At 47.7% G+C, this 26,005-nt stretch carries 22 protein-coding genes; 9 read left to right on the top strand and 13 right to left on the bottom strand.

All coding sequences use genetic code 11. From position 1 onward, the window contains the following. Positions 1-26: 26 nt before the first annotated feature. Both FLM48_RS20855 and FLM48_RS20850 read right to left on the bottom strand, forming a co-directional pair. Positions 27-1,397 (bottom strand): ATP-binding protein, encoded by a 1,371-nt coding sequence (locus FLM48_RS20855; RefSeq protein ID WP_179025995.1) that lies wholly within the window; start codon positions 1,395-1,397, stop codon positions 27-29. A gap of 1 nt (position 1,398) precedes the next feature. Continuing rightward, entirely contained in the window at positions 1,399-2,082 is a 684-nt protein-coding gene (locus tag FLM48_RS20850) for a response regulator (RefSeq protein ID WP_028773607.1), read from the bottom strand. Positions 2,083-2,300: 218 nt separating this feature from the next. Between FLM48_RS20850 and FLM48_RS20845 the strand changes: the two genes are divergently transcribed. The 5 genes from FLM48_RS20845 to FLM48_RS20825 all read left to right on the top strand — a co-directional run bounded on the left by FLM48_RS20845 (position 2,301) and on the right by FLM48_RS20825 (position 8,994). Further along, positions 2,301-2,777 carry a Spy/CpxP family protein refolding chaperone gene (locus tag FLM48_RS20845; protein WP_179025994.1) on the top strand — a complete coding sequence of 159 codons (477 nt, stop codon included), beginning with the start codon at positions 2,301-2,303 and terminating at the stop codon, positions 2,775-2,777. 76 nt (positions 2,778-2,853) lie between these two features. Further along, positions 2,854-3,729, top strand: coding sequence for a cation diffusion facilitator family transporter (locus FLM48_RS20840; RefSeq protein WP_179025993.1), 876 nt, complete (start codon positions 2,854-2,856; stop codon positions 3,727-3,729). Between the two features lie 174 nt (positions 3,730-3,903). Beyond that, complete coding sequence (locus tag FLM48_RS20835; protein WP_256870990.1) at positions 3,904-4,575, top strand: TetR/AcrR family transcriptional regulator; 672 nt, start codon at positions 3,904-3,906, stop codon at positions 4,573-4,575. Continuing rightward, entirely contained in the window at positions 4,568-5,887 is a 1,320-nt protein-coding gene (locus tag FLM48_RS20830; protein ID WP_179025992.1) for an efflux RND transporter periplasmic adaptor subunit, read from the top strand. The genes FLM48_RS20835 and FLM48_RS20830 overlap by 8 nt, the downstream gene beginning before the upstream one ends. Continuing rightward, entirely contained in the window at positions 5,884-8,994 is a 3,111-nt protein-coding gene (locus FLM48_RS20825) for an efflux RND transporter permease subunit (protein ID WP_179025991.1), read from the top strand. The genes FLM48_RS20830 and FLM48_RS20825 overlap by 4 nt, the downstream gene beginning before the upstream one ends. 80 nt (positions 8,995-9,074) lie before the next feature. Here the strand turns inward: FLM48_RS20825 and FLM48_RS20820 are convergent, their stop codons facing one another. The 4 genes from FLM48_RS20820 to FLM48_RS20805 form a co-directional block, all read right to left on the bottom strand. Further along, positions 9,075-10,004, bottom strand: coding sequence for a Gfo/Idh/MocA family protein (locus FLM48_RS20820; protein WP_179025990.1), 930 nt, complete (start codon positions 10,002-10,004; stop codon positions 9,075-9,077). A gap of 29 nt (positions 10,005-10,033) precedes the next feature. After that, entirely contained in the window at positions 10,034-11,446 is a 1,413-nt protein-coding gene (gene glnG, locus FLM48_RS20815; RefSeq protein WP_028773614.1) for a nitrogen regulation protein NR(I), read from the bottom strand. A gap of 45 nt (positions 11,447-11,491) precedes the next feature. After that, positions 11,492-12,547: a nitrogen regulation protein NR(II) gene (gene glnL, locus FLM48_RS20810; protein ID WP_179025989.1), complete on the bottom strand. Its 1,056-nt coding sequence runs from the start codon at positions 12,545-12,547 to the stop codon at positions 11,492-11,494. Positions 12,548-12,675: 128 nt separating this feature from the next. Further along, positions 12,676-13,215, bottom strand: a complete 540-nt coding sequence (locus FLM48_RS20805) for a DUF4124 domain-containing protein (RefSeq protein ID WP_028773616.1) — start codon at positions 13,213-13,215, stop codon at positions 12,676-12,678. A 585-nt stretch (positions 13,216-13,800) separates the two neighbouring features. Between FLM48_RS20805 and FLM48_RS20800 the strand changes: the two genes are divergently transcribed. Continuing rightward, entirely contained in the window at positions 13,801-15,900 is a 2,100-nt protein-coding gene (locus tag FLM48_RS20800; RefSeq protein WP_179025988.1) for a S8 family serine peptidase, read from the top strand. 87 nt (positions 15,901-15,987) lie between these two features. Here FLM48_RS20800 and FLM48_RS20795 read toward each other — a convergent pair whose 3' ends face one another. After that, a complete protein-coding gene (locus tag FLM48_RS20795) occupies positions 15,988-16,458 on the bottom strand; it encodes an Lrp/AsnC family transcriptional regulator (protein ID WP_179025987.1) in 471 nt (156 codons plus the stop codon). Positions 16,459-16,618: 160 nt separating this feature from the next. Between FLM48_RS20795 and FLM48_RS20790 the strand changes: the two genes are divergently transcribed. Beyond that, positions 16,619-17,800: a monodechloroaminopyrrolnitrin synthase PrnB family protein gene (locus FLM48_RS20790; RefSeq protein ID WP_179025986.1), complete on the top strand. Its 1,182-nt coding sequence runs from the start codon at positions 16,619-16,621 to the stop codon at positions 17,798-17,800. Next, positions 17,800-18,909, top strand: a complete 1,110-nt coding sequence (locus tag FLM48_RS20785) for an aminotransferase class V-fold PLP-dependent enzyme (RefSeq protein ID WP_028773620.1) — start codon at positions 17,800-17,802, stop codon at positions 18,907-18,909. Before FLM48_RS20790 ends, FLM48_RS20785 begins: the two co-directional genes overlap by 1 nt. Positions 18,910-18,935: 26 nt before the next feature. On the opposite strand, the gene FLM48_RS20780 is transcribed toward FLM48_RS20785, so the two are convergent. The 4 genes from FLM48_RS20780 to glnA form a co-directional block, all read right to left on the bottom strand. Further along, a complete protein-coding gene (locus FLM48_RS20780; protein WP_179025985.1) occupies positions 18,936-19,373 on the bottom strand; it encodes a hypothetical protein in 438 nt (145 codons plus the stop codon). A 31-nt stretch (positions 19,374-19,404) separates the two neighbouring features. After that, positions 19,405-19,719 carry a helix-turn-helix domain-containing protein gene (locus FLM48_RS20775; protein ID WP_179025984.1) on the bottom strand — a complete coding sequence of 105 codons (315 nt, stop codon included), beginning with the start codon at positions 19,717-19,719 and terminating at the stop codon, positions 19,405-19,407. Positions 19,720-19,732: 13 nt separating this feature from the next. Beyond that, positions 19,733-20,161, bottom strand: coding sequence for a hypothetical protein (locus FLM48_RS20770; RefSeq protein ID WP_051484587.1), 429 nt, complete (start codon positions 20,159-20,161; stop codon positions 19,733-19,735). A 194-nt stretch (positions 20,162-20,355) separates the two neighbouring features. Next, positions 20,356-21,765 carry a glutamate--ammonia ligase gene (glnA, locus tag FLM48_RS20765; protein WP_028773623.1) on the bottom strand — a complete coding sequence of 470 codons (1,410 nt, stop codon included), beginning with the start codon at positions 21,763-21,765 and terminating at the stop codon, positions 20,356-20,358. A 373-nt stretch (positions 21,766-22,138) separates the two neighbouring features. On the opposite strand from glnA, the gene typA reads away from it, so the two are divergent. Then, a complete protein-coding gene (typA, locus tag FLM48_RS20760; protein WP_028773624.1) occupies positions 22,139-23,962 on the top strand; it encodes a translational GTPase TypA in 1,824 nt (607 codons plus the stop codon). 223 nt (positions 23,963-24,185) lie between these two features. On the opposite strand, the gene FLM48_RS20755 is transcribed toward typA, so the two are convergent. Together FLM48_RS20755 and FLM48_RS20750 are read right to left on the bottom strand one after the other, a co-directional pair. Beyond that, positions 24,186-24,398: a hypothetical protein gene (locus tag FLM48_RS20755; RefSeq protein ID WP_179025983.1), complete on the bottom strand. Its 213-nt coding sequence runs from the start codon at positions 24,396-24,398 to the stop codon at positions 24,186-24,188. Positions 24,399-24,565: 167 nt separating this feature from the next. Further along, positions 24,566-25,960 carry a tetrathionate reductase family octaheme c-type cytochrome gene (locus FLM48_RS20750; RefSeq protein ID WP_179025982.1) on the bottom strand — a complete coding sequence of 465 codons (1,395 nt, stop codon included), beginning with the start codon at positions 25,958-25,960 and terminating at the stop codon, positions 24,566-24,568. Positions 25,961-26,005: the final 45 nt, after the last annotated feature.

Raw genomic sequence — 26,005 nt, 5'->3', positions numbered from 1 at the left:
AAGGCGGTGACGGTCAACGGGCGCCGCTAATACCTTGGTAAACTAATGGTAACCTTTAGGCCATGAGGCTGGGCATTACTGGCGCGAATGGTGCCTTGGTGAGCATCGATTGCCGCCTTAGTGATGGCCAAGCCTAATCCCCAGCCACCGGATTCTCTTTCTCGCGCTGTTTGCGGACGATAGAACGGCTCAAATATTGATAGCAAATCTTGCTCATCTTCAATACCAGGACCATCATCAAGAATGATTAACTCCACCGTGGGGCCGTTGTTGCGCGCAGAGATGGATATTTGCTTATCGGCATAGCGAATAGCGTTGCGCAGTAAGTTTTCCACTGCACGAGCCAATGGCCGCGGGTAAGTGGGCAACATAATATCGTCATCAATCTCAATCGCCAGCTGTTTTTGCTGTTGCTCAGCTTCAAAGTCGGCGTCATCGAGCACTTGGGTTAATGTTTCGTTGAGTGCTAATGAATGTTTAGAGTCATTAAAATTCAGTTTTACCCGTGATAACTCCAGCAGCTCGCCAATCATTTGATCAAGTTGTTCGGCTTCATAGCCAATTCGTTCTATCTCGCTAGAGCTTTGCTCTTTTTTGCGCGCTAAAGCTAACGCTAATTGCAGCCGAGTGAGCGGCGTGCGCAGCTCGTGGGAGATATCACTGATAAGTCGTTGTTGGCTATTGACCATGTTTTCAACGGCATCCGCCATGCCATTAAAGGCTTGCGCTAGCTGTCCAAACTCATCGGTGCGTTTGCTGGTGCTGGCATCCACGCGGTGCTTAAGATCGCCCTTAGCTAAGGTTTCAGCACTTTGTTTTAACGAGCGCAAAGGCTTGCCCAAATGCCACGCAAGGAGGCCACATAGCAATCCTGATAGCAGGATTGCTAAGCTTAATGTCAGCAGTTTATTTTCAGCAAAGAAGAAAAACCACGGCCGTGGATGATGATCATCAATACGACCATAAAGGCTATAACTTTTGCCTCTCGCGCTGAATTCATAGGGGCCAAAGATCAGCTCATTTTTAAATTGGTGACTGATTGGGTGGTTGGCTTCTTCGGCCATTAGAATAAAGCGGCGCATTCCCCGCGACATGCGGTCCCGGTTAATTACTTGGCCCTGATCGTTGAGCAAATAGATACGCAGTGGTTTGCCGCGAAAATTCTTGAGTTCGCGAAAGTGCCTAAAATGACGCTCTTCTAGTAAATCTGGCTGCTCGACAATGCGGTTGGCAATGCGCGACAGTAAGGATTCAAGATGTGGTGGTAGCGGGGCTTGGTCGTGGTTCTGTTGCAGTAATGGTAGCAAGCCTACCGCAGCGATAATTAAGCTACTGCACAGCCAAAAGCCGAGCAGTAACTTAATAAAAATACGATTGGGGGTGGTGCTTAATATCATGTTAAGTCAGCCAAATATAACCTTTGCCGCGAATGGTTTTTACCCGTGGGCGGCCATCGGTGCGCTCAGGTAGCTTCTTACGCAAGTTAGATAAATGCATATCTAGGCTGCGGTCAAAAGGCATCAGTTTTTTACCCAACACTTTCTCGCTGAGCTGGTCTTTACTGATTAACTCGCCAGCGTGCTGGATCATTTCTAGTAGCAGCCCAAACTCGGTGCCGGTTAAGATGAGGGATTGCTCTTGGCAGTATACCTCTTGGCGACTGGCATCCAGTTTGATATCGCCAAACTCCAGTACCGTGTTGGCGCTCTCTTCTGTCGTGTGATGAGTGCGGCGAATAATGGCTTTAATTCTGGCCACGAGTTCACGGTCATTAAATGGCTTGGGCAGGTAGTCATCGGCGCCAATTTCTAAACCCACCACTCTATCAATTTCATCGCCGCGAGCGGTGAGCATTAATACGGGGGTTTGCTTCTGTGCGCGTAGGGCTTTGAGAACCTCAAAGCCATTCATTTGCGGTAGCATCACATCCAGCAAGATAAGATCGAAAGATTGAGTAAGCGCTAGATTTAACCCACTTTGGCCATCGTGGGCTAAAGTCAGCTCAAATCCTTCTAACTCTAATAACTGAGCCAGTAACTCGGCAAGGCCAAGATCATCGTCAATTAGTAATATGTGGCTCATGCGCTACCTCTTTGAAATGTATATCTAGTGCCAGTATACCCATTTAGACGTCAATTGCAGTCTAGCTATGTAATTCTGTGTAAAGTTTGGCGGATAGGCTAGTTTCAGCGCTGACACAGTTGTTTGCAACATATTTACAGTGATTTACCTTAGCTAAACCCTCAATTACATTGCAAAGTCTAAACTGGTAGCGACTTCATCGACAAGAGAGAAACATTATGAATACTCGTCAACTTAAAGCAGGTGTTATTGCCCTACTCGCCAGTTCAGCCGTGATGATGGCACCGGCAACTTATGCTAATGATAATGGCCAACAAAAAAGTGGCTACCATCAGATGGAGCGTGGTGGACACCATGGCAATCTGAAAAAGATGTTCCGCGGTTTGGATTTAACTGATGAGCAGCGTGAACAGGTTAAAACCATTGTTAAGCAGACCCGTGAAGATGTAAAAGCACTCGCTGTAAGCAATGAAGATCGTCAGAGCCATAAAGCAGATATGCTAGCGCTAATCACGGCAGACGGTTTTGATGAAGCGCAGGCTGCGCAGCTTCTTGATACCAAACAGCAAAAGCGTCAACAGGCGGGTGTCATTATGCTTAAAGCGCAAAATCAGGTTTATCAATTGCTAACCCCTGAGCAACAAGAGAAATTCAAAGCTAACTTTGGAAAAAAGGGTAAGCGTAAACACAGGTAAAGTCAGCCACGTTTGGCTTATTTGATGTAAACTAACGTTATATGCTTCCCCCTACTTTAAGTAGTGATATAACGTTATGACGCAAGCTTCCCAATATGATTTTTGGGTAAAACTGGCAAGCCGTGCTGCTGTCGCCACCGCTTTTACCTTGATTATTATCAAACTGGCAGCCTGGATTTATTCAGGCTCTGCCAGTATGCTCGCCTCACTCACCGACTCCTTTGCCGATGCACTCGCATCAATCGTTAATTTTATTGCGATTCGTTACGCCATTGTCCCGGCTGACAAAGACCATAGGTATGGCCATGGTAAGGCCGAACCTTTAGCCGCCTTGGCGCAATCGGCGTTTATTCTTGGTACCGCTTTCTTATTGTTATTTCATGGCGGCGATCGTCTCATCAATCCGGCACCAGTAAATAGCCCTATGTTGGGCGTCGTCGTTTCAATTATTGCCATCATATTGACCTTTGCTTTGGTGATGTTGCAGAAAAAGGCGGTAGCCGCTACCTCCAGCACTGTGATTGAGGCAGATGCCTTGCACTACAAATCTGATTTACTGCTCAATGCGGCGGTATTGTTGGCTTTGGTATTGGCCTATTACGGCTGGTGGTGGGCTGATGGTTTGTTTGCTGTGCTGATCGCCTTGTTTATTGGCCAGCAAGCAATTGATTTAGGATATCGCTCGATTCAGAGTTTGTTAGACAGAGAGCTGGAACCTGAGGTGAGAGCGCAAATTGCCAGTCATATTAATCAAGATGACCGCATTATTGGTTTTCACGATCTGCGTACCCGCGAATCGGGCAAAACAACTTTTGTGCAATTTCACCTTGAGTTAGATGGTAACTTAAGCCTGCATCAGGCCCATGAGATTGCCGATGCCGCTGAGCATCGAGTTGCAGCCCTGTTTGATGATGCTCAAGTGATTGTTCATCAAGATCCCGCCAGGAATTAGTATTAACGTGCTGGCCACGAATTGCATTGAGTGGTCAGCTATTGCAAGGCTGTATCGCGGTTTGGTGTGAGTGAAACAGGCATAAATTCCACATAGATCCCAAATCGAGGAATTATTTTACTGCCAATTTGTGAGTGGTTCTCCTAGACTTTATTCTTCAATTGAAGAATTATCTTGGTAGCGACGAATATGACCACCGGTACTCACGCGAAAGTTGGCCGTCCCCGCGGGGATAATCAAATTCGGGCTAAGTTACTTGATGCCGCGCGCACATTATTTATTGAGCGTGAATATGGCCAAGTGACTGTGCGGGATATTGCCAAATTAGCCGCCACCGATCCGGCGATGATCCGTTACTACTTTGGCAACAAGCAAAGCTTGTTTTCAGCCATGTTGCAAGAAACAGCCATGCCAGTTATTGCACAGTTGCAGCAAAGCCGCAGTGAGCTGGGTGCCGATAGCCCCGCTAAGCTAATGCAAACTTACTACAGTGTGATGCAACACCACCCTCATTTTCCACGGTTAATGTTTCGCTTAGCTGGACTCGATCGCAGTAATCCCGATAACCAAGCGGTACTGAGTGCCTTTCATCGTGTGGTGCAAATTGATCATATGATGATGTTTGAACAATTACAGCATCAAGGTGTCCTACGTGACGATGTCGACGGCAAGTGTGCTCAATTGAGTTTTTTCGCCATGATGGTGTTCCCATTTCTAATCCCAGACAATGTACTGAAAAATTTTGCTATTGAGTTAACGCCAGAATTTTTAAGTAAGTTGGCGCAGCAAAATGCTAATTTGCTAAATCGAGGCCTGATGGCCACTAAGGAAGAGTCAAATGCATGACAAGAAGCGTATGTTAATTCCGGGCATTGCTGCCGGTGTTTTCATATTGATACTGGCGAATATTCTCAAACCTTCACCGACCTTGGTGCAAGGTTATGATCAAGCTCGCTTAGTGGAAGTCAGCGAATTGCAGCAACAACAAGTCGCGCCGGTTATTCAAGGCTTTGGGCGGGTAGAGCCCAAACATGTGTGGCAAGCGGTGGCAGAAGTTACCGGTAAAGTGATTTATCGCCACCCACAGTTAGAAACCGGCCGCATGTTACCGGCGGACACACTGGTGCTAGAAATTGACCCCTTAGAGTATGAACTAAAGCTGGCTCAAGCCGTGGCAAACCTTAATGCCACTGAAGCTAAGCTAACACAGCTTGACCAACAGCAGCGTAACCTGGAAACCAGTCTCGCCATTGAACAGAAAAAAACCGTGTTGGTGGAGCAGGAGTATGAGCGTAAGCAGTCACTGCAACAACAAAATCTTATCTCAAGCTCTGAACTTGAAAGCCAAAAGCAGAGTCTATTGGCGCAAACTAAGCTGGTTGAAGATCTACAAAGTTCGTTAAAGCTGTTACCTGACGATCGCAAAGTCACCCAAGCACAAGCCAGTGTTGACCGTGCGACCTTGCAAGACGCAGAGCGCCGCCTAGCGCAAACCAAAATTACTTTACCCTTTGATGCCCGTGTCTCTGACATCAACATTGAACAAGATCAGGTGGTGGCCAATGGCGCAGTGATGATTGTCGCTCACCAACTTGGCACCGCTGAGATTAAAGCCGAGCTATCACTGAGTGATATGCGCACCTTGGTTAGCAGCATTGTGCCGCGATCGCAAAAACAGAACATGCCATCAATAGAGAAATATGGCTTGCAAGCGCAGGTACAGTTTGGCGCTGGTGAGCATGAGTTTATTTGGCCGGCAAAAGTGACCCGCGTGGCAGAAACCGTCAACCCTACCCAAGGCACCATTGGTGTGTACTTAGAGGTGGAGCAAGATTTCCATCAACTCGATCTACTGGCTAAACCGCCGCTCACTAAAGGCATGTTTGTCGCAGCTAAAATTTATGGCGGTGCTAAGACGCATTATGTGGTGCCTGAGCAAGCGTTGCATGGCAATAGTATCTATATCATGAGTGCTGAGCAGCGCTTGCAGATAGTGACGGTGGATGTGCTATTTCGTCATGAAGACAAAGTAGCGATTGATGGCGAGATTGCACCCGGTGCACTGTTAGTGCTCAATGACCTTATTCCCGCCATTGAAGGGATGAGTTTGAAAGTGGCGCAAGATGATATCGATGCTGGTAAGGAGACAACGCAGTGATCGCTTATGTCACGCGACATCCCACGCTGGCCAACTTGTTGATGTTGGCGCTGCTGTTACTGGGATTATTAAATGTAGGCTCCATCAAGCGGGAGACCTTTCCTGAGTTTGCTCCGCTTTATGTGGTGGCATCGGTTGTGTACCCCGGTGCGTCTCCGGTCGAGGTTGAAGAGAGTATTTGCCTAAGAATGGAAGATGCCGTCGATGGCTTATCCAATATCGAAGAGGTCAATTGTGATGCCCAAGAAGGTATTGCCTCGATGCGGATTAAGTTAGACACCGGTGCCGACATGGGACGTATGTTGGTGGACGTACAAACCCAGATCAATGCTATTAAGAACTTCCCCAGCCAGATTGAACCGCCTATTGTCAAAGAGCTTGATTGGGCCGAGCCCGTGGTTGATGTCGCCATTGTTGCCAATACCAGCTGGCCACATTTAAAAGCCTATGCCGAGGATGTAAAACGGCGACTTAAAATTGATGCGGGCGTCAGTCTTGTGTCTATTGCAGGCTTTTCAGATCACCAGTTGCGCATTGAGCTAAACGAAGCAGATATGCGCCGCCTGGGGCTAAGCGCGGCCGATGTAGCAGATAAAGTGGGCCGGCAAAATGTCAAAATGCCTGCGGGTAATATTGAGCTGGCAGATAAAAATATCTTACTGCGTTTTGACGAGCGTAAAGTCACCCCTGAAGCCATGGCGCGCACTATTGTGTCTTCGGCAAGCGACGGCAGTGTGGTGCGTTTAGGCGATATTGCCACCATTACCGACCGGTTTGAACTGGATGAAGAACACATTCAGTTTAATGGTCAGAATGCGGCGATGATCAAAATCCAGAAAAATAAGGCCGATGACGCGCTGCGGATTAAGCAGCGAGTTAGCGATTTTATCGAGCAGGAACGGTTACAGGCACCTGAAGGGGTGAGCCTGACGATGACCAATGATTTGTCGTCGGTACTGCAAGATCGCCTAGACATGATGCTGACCAATGGTTGGCAGGGCATCATCTTAGTGTTCTTTAGCATGTGGTTATTCTTCTCGTTGCGTTACTCATTTTGGGTATCGGCGGGTTTGCCGGTGGCATTCTTAGGCGGCCTGTACCTAATGAGCTTATTTGGGGTGTCGATTAACCTGATGAGCTTAGTGGGCCTGCTGATGGCGATTGGTATCATGATGGATGATGCCATTGTGATTGCCGAATCGATAGCAGCGCACATTGACCGCGGCCTAGAGCCCCATGATGCGGTGGTCAAAGGGGTGTCGAAAGTTGCCCCTGGCGTTGTTTCATCATTCTTAACCACGGTGCTTATTTTTAGTGCGCTGCTGGGGTTAGATGGTCAGATGGGCGCGGTGCTGTCGGCGATACCTATTGTGCTAATCATGGTATTGACCATTAGTTTAATTGAAGCGTTTTTGATCTTGCCAAACCATTTAAATCACTCATTAAGTCATGCCAATGATAGTGAGTCACGCTTTAAGCCACTAAAGTTTAAAACCCAGTTTCTAGCGAAGTTTGAGCAATTCCGTAACGGTAAATTAGTGGAAATGGTCGAGTTTGTGGTGCGTTGGCGTTATGTCAGTGTGGGGGCCACTTTAGGGTTCTTATTGGTGTCTATCTCGCTGGTGGCGGGCGGGGCACTGAAATTTGTGCCATTTCCTGAGCTTGATGGTGATATTGCCGAAGCTCGCATCATCTTACCGCCAGGCACTTCTTTAAGCCGTACTGAAAATGTGGTGCAGCATATTATTGCCAGTGCTGAGCAAGTCGGCGCCCAGTACAGCACCGACTTTGAAGATGGTGAACCGTTAATTCGAGACATTACCGCTCAGTATAACTTCAACGCTGATGCCGGTGAGCAGGGGCCACATGTGGCAACAGTTCGCTTAGATATTCTGTCGGCCGAAGTCCGTGAAACCCTGATTGATGATTTTATCGAGTCATGGCGTGACGCTGTTGGCGAGCAAGCCTTGCCACTGTCGTTAGTGTTTAAGCAACCTAGCATGGGACCAGCAGGCCGCGATATTGAAGTGCGCTTGCAAGGCGATAATCTCGATCATCTCAAACAAGCCTCGGTATCACTGCAATCTTATCTGGCGCAATTTGATGGTGTGAATGGCATTTTAGACGACATGCGCCCAGGTAAAGAGGAGATTAAGGTCAGTTTGCGCCCTGGTGCTGAGTCGTATGGCGTGGATGCCCAGTTGATTGCTAATCAATTGCGCAGTGCGTTCTTTGGTCAAATTGCCGATGAGATTCAAGTCGGGCCGGAGAACATTGAAATTGAAGTTCGACTGAATAAGGCGCAAGCAGGTGACCTGCAAGCCTTGGCTAATTTCCCAATTATGCTTGCCGATGGTAATCAACTGCCACTGTCAGCGGTGGCAATATTAGAAAACCAGCGTTCTTATGTGCGCATTCAGCGCATTAATGGGCTACGTACTGTGACGGTGATGGCTGATGTGAACAATCATAAAGCCAACAGTGGTGAGACTTTGGCTAAGGTTAAAAGCGAATGGCTGGTGCAAATTAATCAGCAATATCCTGATGTGCGTATCGATTTTGAAGGCTCTGCGAAGGAAACTGCCAAAACCGGTAGTTCAATGGCTAAAGGCTTCTTAATTGGCCTATTTGGTTTATTTGCCATTTTGAGTTTTCAGTTCCGCAGTTACCTAGAGCCCACTGTGGTGATGCTGGCAATTCCATTGGCCCTTATTGGGGTGTTGTGGGGGCATTTATTGCTGGGGCACAATCTGTCGATGCCGTCGATCATGGGCTTTATCTCGCTGGCGGGGATTGTGGTGAACGATTCAATATTGTTGGTGCAGTATATTCGCCATCATATCGATCAAGGTGACAGTGTCCACCAAGCTGTGGTCAGTGCCAGTAGAGAGCGCTTTAGGGCGGTATTTTTAACGTCGCTGACCACTGCTGCCGGCTTGCTGCCTCTGCTGCTTGAATCTAGCTTACAAGCACAAGTGGTGCAGCCGCTGGTGGTGTCGATTGTGTTTGGTATATTTGCATCAACTCTGTTGGTGCTGTTTATCATCCCTTGTGCTTATGCCATTTTGGGTGATTTTGGCAAAGTACGTCAGCATCAAGCCTTATAGCGTTTACCACATATAACTGCCACAAAAGCCATTAGAGCAATGGCTTTTGTGGCGTAACGCTGAGCTTATACTCGCTGTTATTATTGCTCAACGCGCTGCAGAATATGCTCGCACATTTGATGACTGGCAATCTGCTCGTCTAGGCGTTGCCAATCGATCTGTGGCTGGGCAGCACAATGGAGCCAGTCGGTAATCATGGCCTCAAATCCACGGCTATGCAGATAGCTGGTCCAGTCATTAAAGCCCAGGTTTTGGCATTGCCCCGCTTGAAAGTGTTGCCCTTGAGTTAAGCTCTCAATTTGATACTTCTCGTTGTGCCGATACAGCTGTAACTGCTCTTCAGTCATGCCACTTTGACGATTCATTGAAGCTTCAAACAGTTTGTTGTTATGGCTAAATTGAATGTGAATACGCTGCAGTTTGCCATCAATGACGGCACTATTCACTTGCAGATCACTTGGCTGATAGTCCGGCGCAAGACCGGCTAAAAAGCGTAAGCCGTCCACCAGATGAATAAAATCATCAAAGATAAATTGTCGCGGCGAGGCAGCCAAATCAACACGATTTTTTTGCCAGATAACATGCAGATTGTCGCCCGATGCCAGTGGTGATATCAGCGGGGCAAAGCGGCGATTAAAACCAACATAAAGCAAGGTATTGTGCTGTTTAGCTAGCGCAGCAAGCTCTTGGCACTGCGCTTGGTTATCACACAGTGGTTTATCGACAAAGGTGGCAATATTAGCCGCCAAGCAGGCTTGAGCTAAGGCAAAATGACTTGAGGTGGCAGAGTGAATCATTACCGCATCGGGCTGGCTGGCAATGAGTTTATCGACATTGTCATAGACGGTGTCGATACGATATTGCTGCTTTAGCTGTGCTAATACTTGCTTATCTCGGGTGCACAGAATTGGATTCACATCGACATGATTGGCCAAAATGGGCAGATAGGCTTTTTGAGCAATATCGCCCAGGCCAACGAGGGCGATATTAAGTGTCTTGGTCATTGTCATGTTGTCTAGTTGCTTGCGGTAATGGCGAGTTACACATCCATTTCTAATTCTTTGAGTTTACGGGTTAAGGTGTTGCGGCCCCAACCCAAGCGTTTGGCCGCTTCTTGTTTATGGCCATTGGTGTGTTTTAGGGCGGTCTGCAGCAAAATGCGTTCAATGGCAGGCTGCACATCGGTGAGCAGGTCGCTATCGCCTTGGCTCAGGCGCTGGTCGATAAACGCAGTCAGCGCCTGCTGCCATGAGCCTTGGGTTTCACCATCAGCTTGTAAACTCTCAAGGGGTTGTTCGAGCAGCTCTGGTGGCAAGTCTTGCGGCAGAATCTCTTGCCCTGAGGCCATAACCATTAACCAACGGCAAGTATTCTCTAACTGACGCACATTCCCCGGCCACGGCAGATTTGATAAGGTTTCCGCCGCCTCAGCGGTTAAGGTTTTTGGCTCAACGCTGATCTCCTTAGCGGCAATGGCGAGAAAGTGTCGTGCCAGTTGGGCAATATCTTCGCGACGTTGTGACAAGGGCGGTAAGTGGACGCGAATCACATTGAGCCGATGGAATAGATCCTCACGAAACTCGCCCTTGGCCACTAACGACTCTAGGTTTTGGTGGGTGGCGGCAATAATGCGCACATCCACTTGCACCGGCGAATGGCCGCCAACGCGGTAAAATTGGCCGTCGGCTAAGACTCTTAACAGTCGAGTTTGCACATCAAGGGGCATATCGCCGATTTCATCGAGAAATAGCGTGCCTTGGTTAGCTTGTTCAAAACGCCCTTGGCGAATGCCTGCTGCACCAGTGAAGGCGCCTTTTTCATGGCCAAATAGCTCCGACTCAATCAGATCTTTTGGAATAGCCGCCATATTGATGGCGATAAACGGTTTATCTTTGCGGGGGCTGTGTTTATGTAGCGCGCCGGCCACTAGCTCTTTACCGGTACCAGATTGACCATTAATTAATACACTAATTGATGAACGTGATAAACGACCAATGGCACGAAACACCTCTTGCATTGCCGGTGCTTCACCAATAATTTCAGGCGTTTTTACCTCATCGCTCGCTTTAGCCACAGGCACTTGCTCGGTAGCGTGAGTGAGTGCCCGTTCAACGAGACTGATGGCTTCATCAATATCAAACGGTTTAGGCAGATATTCAAATGCCCCAGCTTGATAAGCACTCACGGCACTGTCGAGATCAGAATGCGCGGTCATGATGATCACGGGGATGTGCGGGTAGTGGATCTGGATGCGCTCAAGCAATGTGAGTCCATCTGTGCCGGGCATACGGATATCAGAGATGATGACCTGAGGCTGAGCCAGCTCCAGTGCTTCCCACAATGATTCGGCAGCGGCAAAGCTGGCGCAGCTGATTTTAGCCCCTTTAAGTGCGCGTTCGACTACCCAACGTATCGAGTTGTCATCATCAAGTACCCATACTTTTTCAGTCATACTGCTCACTCCCGCGTTGTAAAACGTTATTCGCCATTGGGTCTACTAACCGTTCAGTGGTAATAAAATAGTGAAGGTTGTCGACCCAGGTACAGAACGACAATCAATGCGCCCGCCGTGCAGCCGAGCAAAGTTATGTGCAATAGACAGCCCAAGGCCTGAACCTTGTTCTCGACCCGTGACCATGGGATAGAATAAGGTATCCATTAACTCTGGTTTGATACCGGGTCCATCGTCAATAATCGACAGCACCAGTACCAACTTATGCCGCACCGTACCAATAGTGACTTGGTGTTGGGTGCGAGTTTGAATGCGAATATGGCCACCATAATGCTCGAGCGCCTGAATGGCGTTTTGTACGATATTGAGGATCGCCTGCTGCAGCTGATCTTGGTCCATCTCCATATCGGGGATCGACGGGTCATAATCTTGAGTTAGCTCAATATTATTGGGTAGTGCCATGCTCACGAGTTTGAGCACTTTTTGAATGACTTCGTGAATATTGTGGCGGCTATGCTTGGTTGGCTTTTGTGGCCCTAATAAGCGGTCGACCAAATTACGAAGTCGGTCTGCTTGTTCAATAATCAAGTCAGTGAATTCACCGAGCTCTGGATCTTTTAGCTCACGGGACAGCAACTGCGCCGCGCCTCTTAATCCCCCTAATGGGTTTTTAATTTCGTGGGCTAAGTTACGCACTAAATACTGTGCCGCTTGCTGCTGGGCATCAAGCGACAACTGTTGATGGATACGGCGTTGTTGATCGACTTGACGGATTTCAATCAGCGCGAGGTTCTCGTCGCTCAGGTTCAGTGCTTGTTCTAGCGGAGTGAGGGTAATATCAACCGTGTGCTGCTGGCCATCTAAGGTCACTAATGGGGCGGTATTAACCGTTAAGCCTTGGTGATCGGCTAAGGCACTGGCCAATAGTTCGGAGTCGACACCCAGCACTTGATAGCTGTCGACAAAGTTGTGATCGGTCAGCTTGTGGCTGCCTAGACCGAGCAGCTGCTCTGCGGCGCCATTGGCATAGCGCAGCATCAGTTCGTCGTTGATGACGATAACTGCTGTCACAAGGTGATTGAGCAAGTCATCAAATTTCATTTGTCACTCCCAGAAAGCGATTGCACCATTATGGTGCACCAATTTGGTGCACGCTGCAAGCTATGCTCACCGGGACGGGGTAAAATTAAGAGTCTCTTAAGTTACCGAATACAAAGCAATTATTCTAATTATCCACCAAAAGGTGTCGCTCTTGGGGTTGCTTTTATCGTTGCCCGGTGAAGATAAATGGTTCTTTTCTCTGAGGATGCAAGTTGTTTGCCGCTTTGTGCCACGGCTTTGATTTCAAAGGTATGTTCACCGCGATCAATACCACTGAGAGCGAAAATAGGGCTATTTTGAGGCGCGCCTTTGACCTTGCCATCCATCATTAATACCAATACATGACCAGGCGCCAATTTGGGGCTAATGGTGGCCATAATGGTGATTTCGCCATTATTGTCGCGAATTGTCTCCTCTTCGCTAGGGCTGCTGATGTTAATTCGATAGCTAGGTTGCGCCTGCGGTTCAGGTTCTGGATTACCTTCAATGACAGGTTTAGCGGGTAAGGCGACATTATTTTGGGTGTTACTTTTGAATTCAACCGCGGTAGCGTTTTCTACAGGCTCATCGGAATAATGCACCTTGCCGTCTTTATCGACCCATTTATAGACGGTCGCCTGAGCAAGCGTGGTAAGTAGAAGTAATGCCATTATCACTGCTGTACGCATAAGCTGTCCTTTGTTGCGCGGTTGTGAACATTACTAGATTAGCCGTTTTTGGATTAAAAATCATGGTAAAAGCCAACAAGTTTACTGACTTAACTGCTTAAGCGCTGCAATACATCAGCACGATGGATGAGTTGAATCAACACGCTAACATAAATGACGCCGTAGTTAGCTGCTGTTGATGACAATGGATAGGTCAATATATACCCTTGATCTATATCTCATTCCCCTAGGTTATAGCAATTGTGTTGCTTAAAATTTACACAGCTTTTAGCTGCTCAGTTTATTCGGCACGTGAAGGCTAACTAAGTGAATGTTTCAGCATAACTAATTGGTATTTGTCGACTAATTATTCTAATCGTACCTAAATATTTACGCATTTTTCCCGGCCAGACCATTAGATTCATCTGCCCACTAAGTTACTGATATTTTGTTTGACTGCTGCATTAACTCGCGCTTAATTAAATGCGAGCAAAGTGAATAATTAGTTACTTATTTTGCTTGTTAGACATGTAAATACACGGCTCCTGTTGACGTGTTAAGTTGTCGCGTTTTCACAGCGAGCTTCACACAATGTGAAGGTACACAATGAAAACAATAAATAAACAAACACTCCCTCTGGCAGCAGCTTTTACCCTGAGTCTAGTTGCCGCCGCCGTTAATGCTCAAACCCAGAGCATGGCCGAACCCGCCGTTGTCGATAACCAAGCGCAACGATTTATCGTACAGCTCACTGACCGCAGTGTCTTGAGTTTGCAGCAAGGGAAATCATCCGCTGCGGTAGTGACTCAAGCTAAGGTTGATTTGATGCAGCGCACTGCAGCAACGGTCAGCGCCGATGTGGTGCTGTCATTACCGCAAATCAATGCGATGGCGGTGATGCTGGACTCTGAGCAGTACCAGGCTTTGTCAGCTGATCCTAATGTCGCTTTGGTTGAGGTCGATCCCAAGCGTTACCTGATGGCTGAGTCATCTCCCTATGGTATCAGCATGGTGCAGGCTAACTTAGTGTCAGATAGTCAGACGGCTAATCGTAAAGTCTGTATCACCGATACCGGTTATGACTTAGGCCATGTAGACCTGCCTAATGCGGGGGTAACTGGTGACGATGGTTATGGCAGTAACAATACCGGTAATTGGTATAACGATGGCAATGGTCATGGTACCCATGTTGCCGGCACAATTGCTGCGATAGGGGGCAATAATCAAGGTGTGGTCGGTGTTAATCCATCAGGGTTAATTGGCCTGCATATTGTTAAAGTCTTCAATGATAGTGGTAACTGGGCATATGGCTCGGACATGGTTGCCGCAGTGAATCAATGTGTTGCTGCTGGGGCCGATGTGATCAGTATGAGCCTAGGTGGTGGCGCGGCTTCTTCTGCCGAGCGCCAAGCGTTTGCCAATGCTGCTAGCCAAGGCGTGCTAAGCATTGCTGCAGCCGGTAATGATGGTAACAGTACCCTGTCTTATCCCGCTTCTTATGATGAGGTGATGTCGGTCGCTGCGGTGGATAGTACAGGCACTAAGGCATCTTTTTCGCAATACAACTCGCAAGTAGAAATTGCTGCGCCCGGTGTTAATGTGAACTCGACTTGGAATGATGGTGGCTACAAATCTATTAGCGGTACGTCAATGGCTACGCCACATGTGGCTGGTGTAGCAGCACTGGTTTGGAGTCATTTTCCGAGTTGTAGTCCAGCAGAAATTCGTAATGCGTTAAATGCTACCGCCGAGGACAAAGGCAGTGCAGGGCGTGATACTTCATATGGCTACGGTATCGTTAAAGCTAAGGCCGCTTACGACTATCTGCAAAACAGCAGTTGTGGCGGTGGGGGCGGACTCGACCAGCCTCCTGTTGCCAATTTTAACGTGGCGGTTAATGGCAGTACGGTCAGCTTTAGTAATGCTTCAAGCGATGACAAAGGCATCAGTAGCTATTACTGGGACTTTGGTGACCAGACTAGCTCGACTCAGGCTAGCCCTGTGCACACCTACAGCAGCAATGGTGATTTCACCGTACAGCTGACAGTCACCGATACGGCTAACCAAACCAATACTAAGTCAGCTACGGTCTCTATTGGCAGCGGTGGTGGTGAAGGTTGTGATGGCATTGGTGCTTGGGATGCTGGCACCTCATATGCGATTGGTGATTTAGTGGCTTATAGCAGCAGTAAATATGAAGCGACTTGGTGGTCAACGGGAGCCCGTCCGGATGTGTATTCGAATGTGTGGGCTAATCGCGGCGAGTGCAGTGGTGGTGGCAACCCAAATCAGCCTCCAGTGGCAAACTTTAGTGCTTCAGCATCTGGATTGACCGTTAGCTTTACGAGTCAGGCTACTGATGACAGCGCTGTCGCGAGTCACGCTTGGCAGTTTGGTGATGGTGGTGTGTCAAACCAAACTAACCCGGTGCACACTTTTGGTGCAAGCGGCAGCTATCAGGTGAGTTTAACCGTTGAAGACGCTGAGGGACTGAGTCACACCCAAGTGCAAACCATTGCGGTAGCCGATGGAGTGCAAGGTTGTAGTGGTCTAACAACCTGGTCTGCTGGCGCCATTTACAATACGGGCGACCAGGTTGCACATAATGGGGTTAAGTACACGGCAAATTGGTGGACGCAGAATCAAAATCCTGCAGATAACTCTGGCCAATGGGCGGTGTGGACCAATAACGGTAGCTGTAATTAGGCTGCGTGGTTAAGTTAATTCCACAGTAAATACTTCGCTTCTTAGCGTAGAAGCAAGCCCAAGCTAACGTCGCTAGCTTGGGCTTTTTTAGGTCCGAATAGGCAGGGGCTTGCTGCTAAATGTTTGTTTTAATACCACGCTAGATTCTATGCTGGCGATGCATTTAAGCTCGCCTAAGCGTTGCTTAACGAAGCATTCGTAGTCAGCTAAGTCTTTGGCGATGATCTTAATTAAGTAGTCATGGGCGCCGCTAATGACTGAGCATTCTAGTACTTGGGCTAAATCTGTGACTGCTTGCTCAAATTGATTGGCATATTGCGCTGAGTTCTCTTTCAGCCTGACAAAGGCATACACAGTGACATTCAAGTCTAGGGCTTGGGGGTCTAGGTCTGCACTGTAACCTTTGATAACACCGTTTTGTTCCATTTTACGTATGCGTCGTAGGCAGGGAGTGTCTGACATATTGAGCCTTGCGGCCAGTTCAGAGATGGCAATACGCCCCTGTTTCTGCAAGATTGCCAGAATGCTCAAATCTTTGCTGTCGCATCTATGTGTCATGGTTAAGCCGGTTTTCGTTAATTTGTGGTTAATTTATATCGATATTCACCAAAGTTGAACTAATTTGTGACTAATATTGGTGAAAGGCAACTTGGCTAAGCTGTTAGGCTGGTAAGTCAAAATAAGAATGAGAACTATAACCCCAACCAGGGAGTGACCTGTGAGCCCAGATTTACAAGCATTTGATAAGTGGATCCGCGAAGATTTTGTCGAAATTAATTCCCATCTAGAGCAGCTATATTTACAACAATCAGACCCCGCCAATGTGGCTGGTATTGGCGATGCCGATAAGCAGCTATTAGAGTATCAAGGGCGGGAGCTGATTAAGTGCTTATTAGCAGAAGGCAACACTGATGAGGGTTTTGATAGCGCTTTTGATCTGTTAGGCAATGTGGGTTTGTACATGGCGGCATGTCGTCGCCATGAAATCACTGAGCCCAGCCGCGAACGCACGTCGCCACTTGTTGAAGCCTCGGCCTTGGCGATGCATATTGGCGCGTCAATCGGGGTAACGCCTAGGTTTGCAACTGCGCATTTGACCACCCATAACCGTGCGGTTAATGGTGTCTATAAACGCTTTACCGATTTAGCAGCGGAGAAGTTGTTTGTCGATTACAACACTAAAGGCATTTTGGCCTATAAACGTGCCGCCGATGCGCTACTAAAGATTCAATCTTTAGGGGTGTCGCATCCAATTACGGCAGACTTACTGAGTGTGGCGGAAACGGCACTGGAAGATGTGTTGTCGTCTAACCAAACCTTGTTTGAACAGCTCGATACCGATATGTTCTTCTATTGCGTACGACCATATTACAAGCCGTACCGTGTCGGCAGCCAAGTTTATCGTGGTGCCAATGCGGGCGATTTTGCTGGGATAAATGTTATCGATCTGCAATTGGGGTTATGTTTTGCTAATGAGCCGGCTTATTCACAAATGCTGGTGGATAAATTCTTGTATATGATGCCGGAAGATCAGCGTATTTTACGTGACTGCATGCGCCGCGGCAGTATTATGGATGACTTTTTGCAGGCCACTGGCGAGCAAAATAGCGCTTGGTATCAGCAAAATTTACGCCGCTTTCTCGCGGTATGCGAACGCCATGGTGAAACGGCCATTGCCCACCATGACCAACTTGTTGAAAAATATATCGCCCAGCCCTCAAAAGCGTTGGCTGAACAGCATATGGATAAGGTGACTGCTAGCGGCCCACCACTGCCAGTGCTGCTCGATGCCTTAGAAAAGCTGCGTGATCGCCGTGCAGCCAAGCAACGAGACGATATTCGTACCCGCTATGAGGACATTAGTCGCCTCACTTCCACACTGACAGACGTGAGCTCATAATGCATCGACAAGATTTTGTTTTACCACAGGCTACCTACCTCCTTAATCACTCAGTAGGTCGGCCGCTAGTGCAAGCACAACAGGCATTTGAACAGCAATTTCTGTCACCGTGGCAAGATTCAGGCCGTGAGCCTTGGCAGGCTTGGCTAGCGATAATTGAGCAGTTCTGCAGTAATTTAGCCAAACTGCTTAATAGCGATGCTAGCCAGTTTTGCCCGCAGGTTAACTTATCGAGCGCGCTCACTAAGTTGGTGATGGCGCAGCCGCGATTGCAGCGGCCGGGTTGTAAAGTGTTGATGAGTGAAGCCGACTTCCCCAGCATGGGCTTTGTGTTGCAAAAGGCGCTGCCTGATGCCGAAATAGTGTTTATTCCTAAACCGCTAGACGTTACTGACGTCAATGTTTGGCAGCAATATGTCAATGCCTCGGTAGATCTGGTTTTCATTAGCCATGCCTATTCCAATACCGGCCAACAGGCGCCCATCGAGGAGATTGTGGCGTTAGCTAAGCAGCAAGAGGTGTTGTCGGTTGTCGACATTGCGCAGTCGGTAGGCGTGATCCCATTGGATTTGACCCGCCTAAACGCTGATTTTGTGATTGGCTCTTCAGTAAAGTGGCTGTGTGGCGGCCCTGGTGCCGGATATTTGTGGGTTAGCAAAGCCCAGCTGCAAGCATGCCAACCTAAAGATGTCGGTTGGTTTAGCCATGACAATCCCTTCGAATTTGATATTCACCAGTTTCGCTATCATAGCAGCGCACTCAAGTTTTGGGGCGGTACGCCATCTGTTGCTCCCTATGCATTTGCTGCGCACAGTATCGGCTACTTTGCTGATTTAGGCGCCCATGTGGTACGCGAGCATAATCAGGCTTTGATTAGCTTGGCGATGCAGCAGCTAGATGGCTTGTGTGTCTCTCCAATTAAAGAGTCACAGCGAAGTGGCACATTGATTGTTGATTTGAAACACCAAAATCAGCAAGTGTTAGCGGCGCTAACGGCGGCCGATATCAGCGTGGATTGCCGTGAAGCCGGGTTAAGGATCTCACCGCATATATACAATACCGCCGATGACATGGCGCATTTAGTCGATGTGATCACCAGCGTGAGATAGCTATCTTAGCTAGCAACAACTTAAGGTTATGATGCGTCGCCACAGCTTGCTGGAACTTGAGCGTCGCTTTGGTGCACCGCGATGATTTCGATCACGGCGTCATAATCAGCGGCAAATCCATCTTGGTACGCGGGATGGCTTTGGCGATCGATTTGATGAATGCTCACCTCGACATATAACGGTTGGTAAGGTGCACCACGCTGCTCAGCAAGTAGCAGGCTTTGCTGCTTGAGGGTGTCACTCACAGGTGTGGCGCGCACCCACCAAGATTGTTGGTTGTTGCAGGGGCTAAAAGCGCTGACCTCATGGCCCCAGTAGTAGCGTCCTGCTACCCGCGTTGCTGCCGGGGCACTTTGCTCAGTCTCTGCCATGTGAGGCTGCCTAGTGTCGCTAGGTGGCAAGCTGCTACACGCGCTGAGCAAGTACCAAGTAATGACCATCAACAACCACTGTACTTTAGGCATATTGCTGTGCTCCTTGAATGTTATGGGGTGATTATCGAATAAACAGGTACATCACAGCGGCACCAATAAAGGCGCCAATAACGGCTGCGATAATGAGTAATCCGGGTTGTTGATACACAGAAACCGTGGTTAATTGGTGTTGCTCCGGGTGCGGGACTTGGCGTAGTACTTGTTGTTCTACCTCAAATACCGCACATAGACCCAGTAAGGTTTCATTTGATGCGGCGCCCTCTTTTTCAATGCGCTGAATGGTGCGAATGCTAATATTACAAGCATCAGCGAGGTGCTGCTGTGTCCAGCCCCGTTGTTGGCGTAATTGTTTGACGCTGGCGGCGTTAATATCCATATTGGCCTCGTTATTACCCGAATACCACTGCTGCAATGACACCGGCGATAGCGCCGAACACCATGCCACCAATGAAAAATAGACCCAATTTTTTTAGTGCATCTTTGGTGCTGCCGGGAGAGTAAGCTTTCGTTTCGCGGTGTAAGCAACGTCCATTCTTATACAGTGAGCAGTTGATCTCGCCACGTAAAATACTGGTGACATGATATTCGACACGGTAGCGATCGCTGCCAATTTCAAATTGATGGCGACTCACAGTGCGGTAGTTACGAGTGGATGACACTAACTCATCATTGAGATAAACGGTTTCTTTACCCGAATAACCCGAGCCGTGGACGGCGAAGTGGCGATCTTCATCATTAAAATAAAACCAGTAACCATTAGCTAAGGTGACTTTGTCCGTTTGCGTGTCCATAGGGTGAGTGGATACTAAATTGTCCATGTGTTGCTCCCGATGTTGCCAGTTGATTAGGTTGAACGCAAGTTAACCACTTTGGGGAGCAGTAATCGCCGACAAGTTTATGACAGGCAGGCAAATGTCATATGACAGGGGATATGACAGTTATGGTAATTGATTGAATTTTAGCAATAAAAAGCCGCCTAAGCGGCGGCTTTTAAAGGGTAGTAATTGACAGATTACAAGCTGTAATACATGTCAAATTCTACTGGGTGAGTCGTGTTATTTACACGCTCAACATCTTCAGACTTAAGCTTGATGTATGAATCAATGAAGTCATCGTTAAATACGCCGCCCTTAGTTAGGAACTCACGGTCAGCATCTAGACACTCAAGTGCATTTTCTAGTGAAGTCGCAACTGTTGGGATTTCAGCAGCTTCTTCAGCTGGAAGATCATAAAGATCTTTATCCATTGCTTCACCTGGGTGGATCTTGTTCTGAATACCGTCAAGGCCAGCCATTAGCATGGCAGAGAATGCCAAGTATGGGTTAGCCATTGGGTCACCAAAACGTAGCTCAATACGACGTGCTTTTGCACTTGGTACTACTGGGATACGGATTGAAGCACTACGGTTACGTGCAGAGTAAGCTAGCATTACAGGCGCTTCAAAGTGTGGAATTAGACGCTTGTAAGAGTTAGTAGCTGGGTTAGAGAAAGCATTGATTGCACGAGCATGCTTAATCACACCACCGATGTAGTAAAGTGCCGTTTCAGATAGACCACCATACTTATCACCCGCAAACAGGTTAACACCGTCTTTAGCGAGTGATTGGTGAACGTGCATACCACTACCGTTATCACCAACAACAGGCTTAGGCATGAAGGTCGCTGTTTTGCCGTATGCGTGTGCAACGTTGTGAATTACATACTTAAGTACTTGTACTTCATCCGCTTTCAAAGTTAGCGTGTTGAAGCGAGTTGCGATTTCGTTTTGACCCGCAGTCGCCACTTCGTGGTGATGCGCTTCAACAACTTGACCCATCTCTTCAAGTACAAGACACATTGCACTACGCAGATCTTGTGAAGAATCAACTGGTGCTACTGGGAAGTAACCGCCTTTAACGCCTGGACGGTGACCTGTGTTGCCATCTTCGTAGCTAGTGCCTGAGTTCCATGCTGCTTCTTCAGCATCAACTTTGTAGAAACAGCCAGACATGTCTGCGCCGTACTTAACGTCGTCAAATAGGAAGAATTCTGGCTCTGGACCAATTAATACAGTGTCAGCAATACCTGTTGAACGCATGTACTCTTCCGCTTTCTTAGCGATTGAGCGTGGGTCACGGTTATAACCAGTCATAGTACCTGGTTCTAGAATGTCACAACGGATGTTAGCCGTAGTTTCAGCTGTAAAAGGATCTAATACGAAGCTGCTTGGGTCTGGCATTAGTACCATGTCTGATTCGTTAATGCCTTTCCATCCTGAGATAGAAGAACCATCAAACATTTTGCCGTCTTCAAAGAAGTCTGCATCAACTTGGTGAGTTGGGATAGATACGTGCTGCTCTTTACCGCGAGTATCGGTAAAGCGTAGATCAACAAACTTAACTTCTAATTCTTTGAGTTGTTGTAAAACTGATTCAGCTGACATTCTTAAGTCTCCGAGTAGGGTAAAGGCTAAGCCCTTTATCTTTATCTATAATTAAATATTGCGCTCACCGCGATTCTGGACTTTATAAAGCTAGAGTTGTGCCAAAATTTTAAGTGTATGTTTTTAAAGGTGTATGGTGTTTTGAAGGGATATGAAAAACGCTGTTTCGCACCAATATGGTGCGATGGGTGCACGTTATTGGTGCGATCCCCATGCTGGTGCAGTGATGACTCAATAGCGGTATTCATAGCTGACTAAAAAATAATCCTGTGCGAGAGAGCCCAGCTAGAGTAGAATGGCACGTTTTTTATTGCAACAGCTATGCTTAACGCTGTTACAAATCCCCCTATATTTGATGGTAAGAGGTCTATCCGTGTTAGAGAATTTACGTAACATCGCCATTATTGCACACGTTGACCATGGTAAAACTACCTTGGTTGATAAGTTGCTGGCACAGTCTGGAACCCTTGAAACTCGAGGTGAGGCCGCTGAGCGGGTGATGGATTCCAACGATCTAGAAAAGGAACGTGGGATCACGATTCTGGCAAAGAACACTGCCATCAAGTGGAATGATTACCGCATTAATATCGTTGATACCCCTGGTCACGCCGATTTCGGTGGTGAAGTAGAGCGCGTACTGTCTATGGTAGACAGCGTATTGCTACTGGTTGATGCGGTTGACGGCCCAATGCCACAAACTCGCTTCGTAACTAAGAAAGCGTTCGCCCAAGGCCTAAAGCCAATTGTTGTTATCAACAAAATTGACCGTCCAGGCGCTCGCCCTGATTGGGTTATCGACCAAGTATTCGATCTGTTCGATAACTTAGGCGCGACTGATGAGCAGTTGGACTTCCCAATTGTTTATGCTTCAGCACTAAATGGTTTTGCAACGCTAGATCCAGATGATGCTGGCGAAGACATGACGCCACTATTTGAAACGATTGTTGAGAAAGTATCTTCTCCTGATGCTGATGCAGAAGGTGACTTCCAGATGCAGATTTCTCAGCTAGATTACAACTCATACGTGGGTGTTATCGGTGTAGGTCGTATCAAGCGTGGTAGTGTTAAAACTAACCAGCAAGTGACTATCGTAGATGCTGAAGGTAAAACCCGTAACGGTAAAATGGGCCAAGTATTAGGTTACATGGGTCTAGACCGTCACGAAGTTAGCGAAGCTAACGCAGGTGATATCGTCGCAATTACTGGTCTTGGTAGCCTACAAATCTCAGACACTGTGTGTGCAACAACTACTGTTGAAGCATTACCACCATTGTCTGTTGATGAGCCAACTCTGACCATGACTTTCCAAGTCAACACGTCGCCATTTGCGGGTAAAGAAGGTAAGTACGTGACTTCACGTAATATCCTTGAGCGCCTAGAGCAGGAGCTAGTGCACAACGTAGCACTGCGTGTTGAAGAAACTGATAGCCCAGACCGTTTCCGTGTTTCAGGTCGTGGTGAGCTTCACCTTTCAATTTTGATTGAAAACATGCGTCGTGAAGGCTACGAGCTAGCAGTATCACGTCCAGAAGTTATCGTAAAAGAGATTGATGGCGAGCAATGTGAGCCATATGAAACCCTAACTGTTGATGTTGAAGAAGAGCATCAAGGTACCGTAATTGAAAAATTAGGTATGCGTAAGGGTGACATGAAAGACATGCAGCTTGATGGTAAAGGTCGTGTACGTATCGACTTTATCATTCCAAGCCGTGGCTTGATTGGTTTCCAAACTGAATTTATGACCGCCACTTCAGGTACTGGTCTTATCTACCATTCATTCGACCATTATGGTCCAGTGAAAGGCGGCGATATTGGTCAACGTCAAAACGGCGTGTTGATCTCTAACGCAACAGGTAAAGCACTGACCTTCGCACTATTTGGTCTACAAGATCGTGGTCGTCTGATGATTGGTCACGCTGCAGAAGTTTATGAAGGCCAAGTCATTGGTATTCATGCTCGTGCAAACGATCTAACTGTTAACTGCTTGAAAGGTAAGCAGCTAACTAACATGCGTGCATCAGGTACTGATGAAGCGCAAGTACTAACTCCACATATCCAAATGACCCTTGAGCAAGCGCTTGAGTTTATTGATGATGATGAGTTAGTAGAAGTAACGCCAGAGAACATTCGTGTTCGTAAGCGTCACCTAACTGAAAATGATCGTAAGCGTGCTAGTCGCGCTGCAAAAGACGCATAATCTGCCTTGCACCTAGTTGGTGCAACCGCATTTAGCATCACGAAAGCCCCGAATACCTAAGTATTCGGGGCTTTTTATTGTCGCAAAATAGTCCGTCCATGGCCGCTTTACGATTTCACTCCTGAAACTGAAACTTCTAGTTGCATCAGCACCGGGTTCGATTACTTCTTCGATTGCGCTGTTCCATGAACGAGAGGGGGGTAATATAGATATTTTGGCGACCTTATCCAAGGGTCACGCTTGGGTGTTTGTCGCTGGAGTGTTCATGAAAAATATCATCAAGATAGCCGAGCAGTTGTTCGCTACTCAATTCACTGGGAATTATCACATCATATACACGGCGGCGCATGCCCGTGCCCGATTCGATAAAAAGTAGCCACTCATCTTGTTGTCGGTGTACTGACATCAAGGTGCCAAAAACGTTGAATTTGTGCATGCTGCGGCCTTGCTGCTGAAATCGTTGGGTTAAACTTGAGTGTATCAGAGTTTAGCATCTGGTAGGTTTTACCAAAAAAGCCAGCCGTTATAGATGAGATAAACGGCTGGCAAACAAGCGCATGGAGTGGGAGCTCATTTCGATGAGTGTTATGCGCTTATGCAGGACTAGCGGGCATGACGGACGCCCGTCTTGTTTTTCATTGGGTCACCGTCATATCCCAGTGCTTGCCAGTCAAGGCGGCCCCCTTTGGCGTTATGACAATCTTTACACTGCAGTGCGGCTGATTTGGGCGATACCATATGGTTAATTGGCCACCACATTTCGGTCGCGGCAAAGCCGTATTCTCCGCTAAAGCTGATGCCTTTTTCCACCATAGTGGCATTTTGTTGCATGCCCAGTTCAGCGGCTTTAGCCCAGTCGAATGTTTTCCAGTATCCGCCTTTGCCAAACACTTTAGGGGTGATAAATATGTTGTGCTTTTTGTCGAAAATCTGCTTACCCGTATGAACTTTAAAGGGGGCAATTTTGGCTTGCGGATCGCTAATGCTGCCCAGAGGGTAGGTGAGCTTAGTGGTGACTTTAGCATCCATTTTATCCCCAGGCATATAAGCATCAGCTTTGCCGTTATACCATGCATATTCGGGTGTTACCGACTTAGCCCACACAAAATCGCCTTTCTTCTTCATGTAGCTATGCTTGCCATATTGATCGACTGTTTGTGGTCTATCACTACCGGCTGTTGACCAATCCCAGCTCATTTTAGTGGGTTCATTTTTGGCAAACACCGGAATGTGGCAGGTTTGGCAGGCAATGGCTTGGCTGTGCTGGTTAAGCTTTGCTTTTTTATGGGGCTCAGCTTCATGGCAGTTACTGCATCCGATAGGGTTATCACCGCCGGGTGAGACGCCCATCGCATTGCCTGTGATTTGATGGTCTTGGGTGACGTGACAATCTTGGCATTGAAAGTCGTTGCCATCGGTGTCCATGTGAACATCGGTGGCTTTGTCAGGGTATGACATGGAGGAGTCTAAATCGCCATGTTTGACCCCATCACCGCCACCACCAAAGAAGTGGCAACTACCGCAGTTGTCCCTAACTGGGCGGCCGACATTCTGAGCCACGCGAGTCAGATTGGCCTTAGCGGCCACTTCGCCAGCGCCGGCAGGATCTTTAACGTAGGTGCCCGTGGTGTCGTGGCAAATAAGGCAATCTACTTTGGTCATATCGTTAAAGTCGAAGTTGTTATCCTTCCAGCCATAACCGGCATGGCAGCTGGTACAGCGGGGTTCGTTACTCGACACTGCCACACAAAAGTTGTTAATGGTGTTCTTTTTACCTCTTTTTACGGTTCGGTCAGGGAGTTGTTGTTCTAGCTCCCAAGTCCAATGGGAAGACTTCATAAAAGCAGTGGCATGTTCTTCGTGGCATTCGATACATTGGCTAGTGACTTCGCTGCCACTAGCAAACGGCCCACTGAGGATCTCGCTATGATCTTGACCTGCCCAGCTTGAGCTGCTTATTAACAGGCCCAACAATAGGGGGAAAATTGGGGTTTTCATCTGATTGCTCCTTGCCCCCTTGCTGTTAACAAGGGGGCCTATCAA

This window comes from Shewanella sp. Scap07 (genome assembly GCF_013394145.1).
In the GTDB taxonomy this organism is placed as follows: Bacteria; Pseudomonadota; Gammaproteobacteria; order Enterobacterales; family Shewanellaceae; genus Shewanella; species Shewanella waksmanii.
This window is presented reverse-complemented; position numbering and strand designations above follow the sequence as displayed.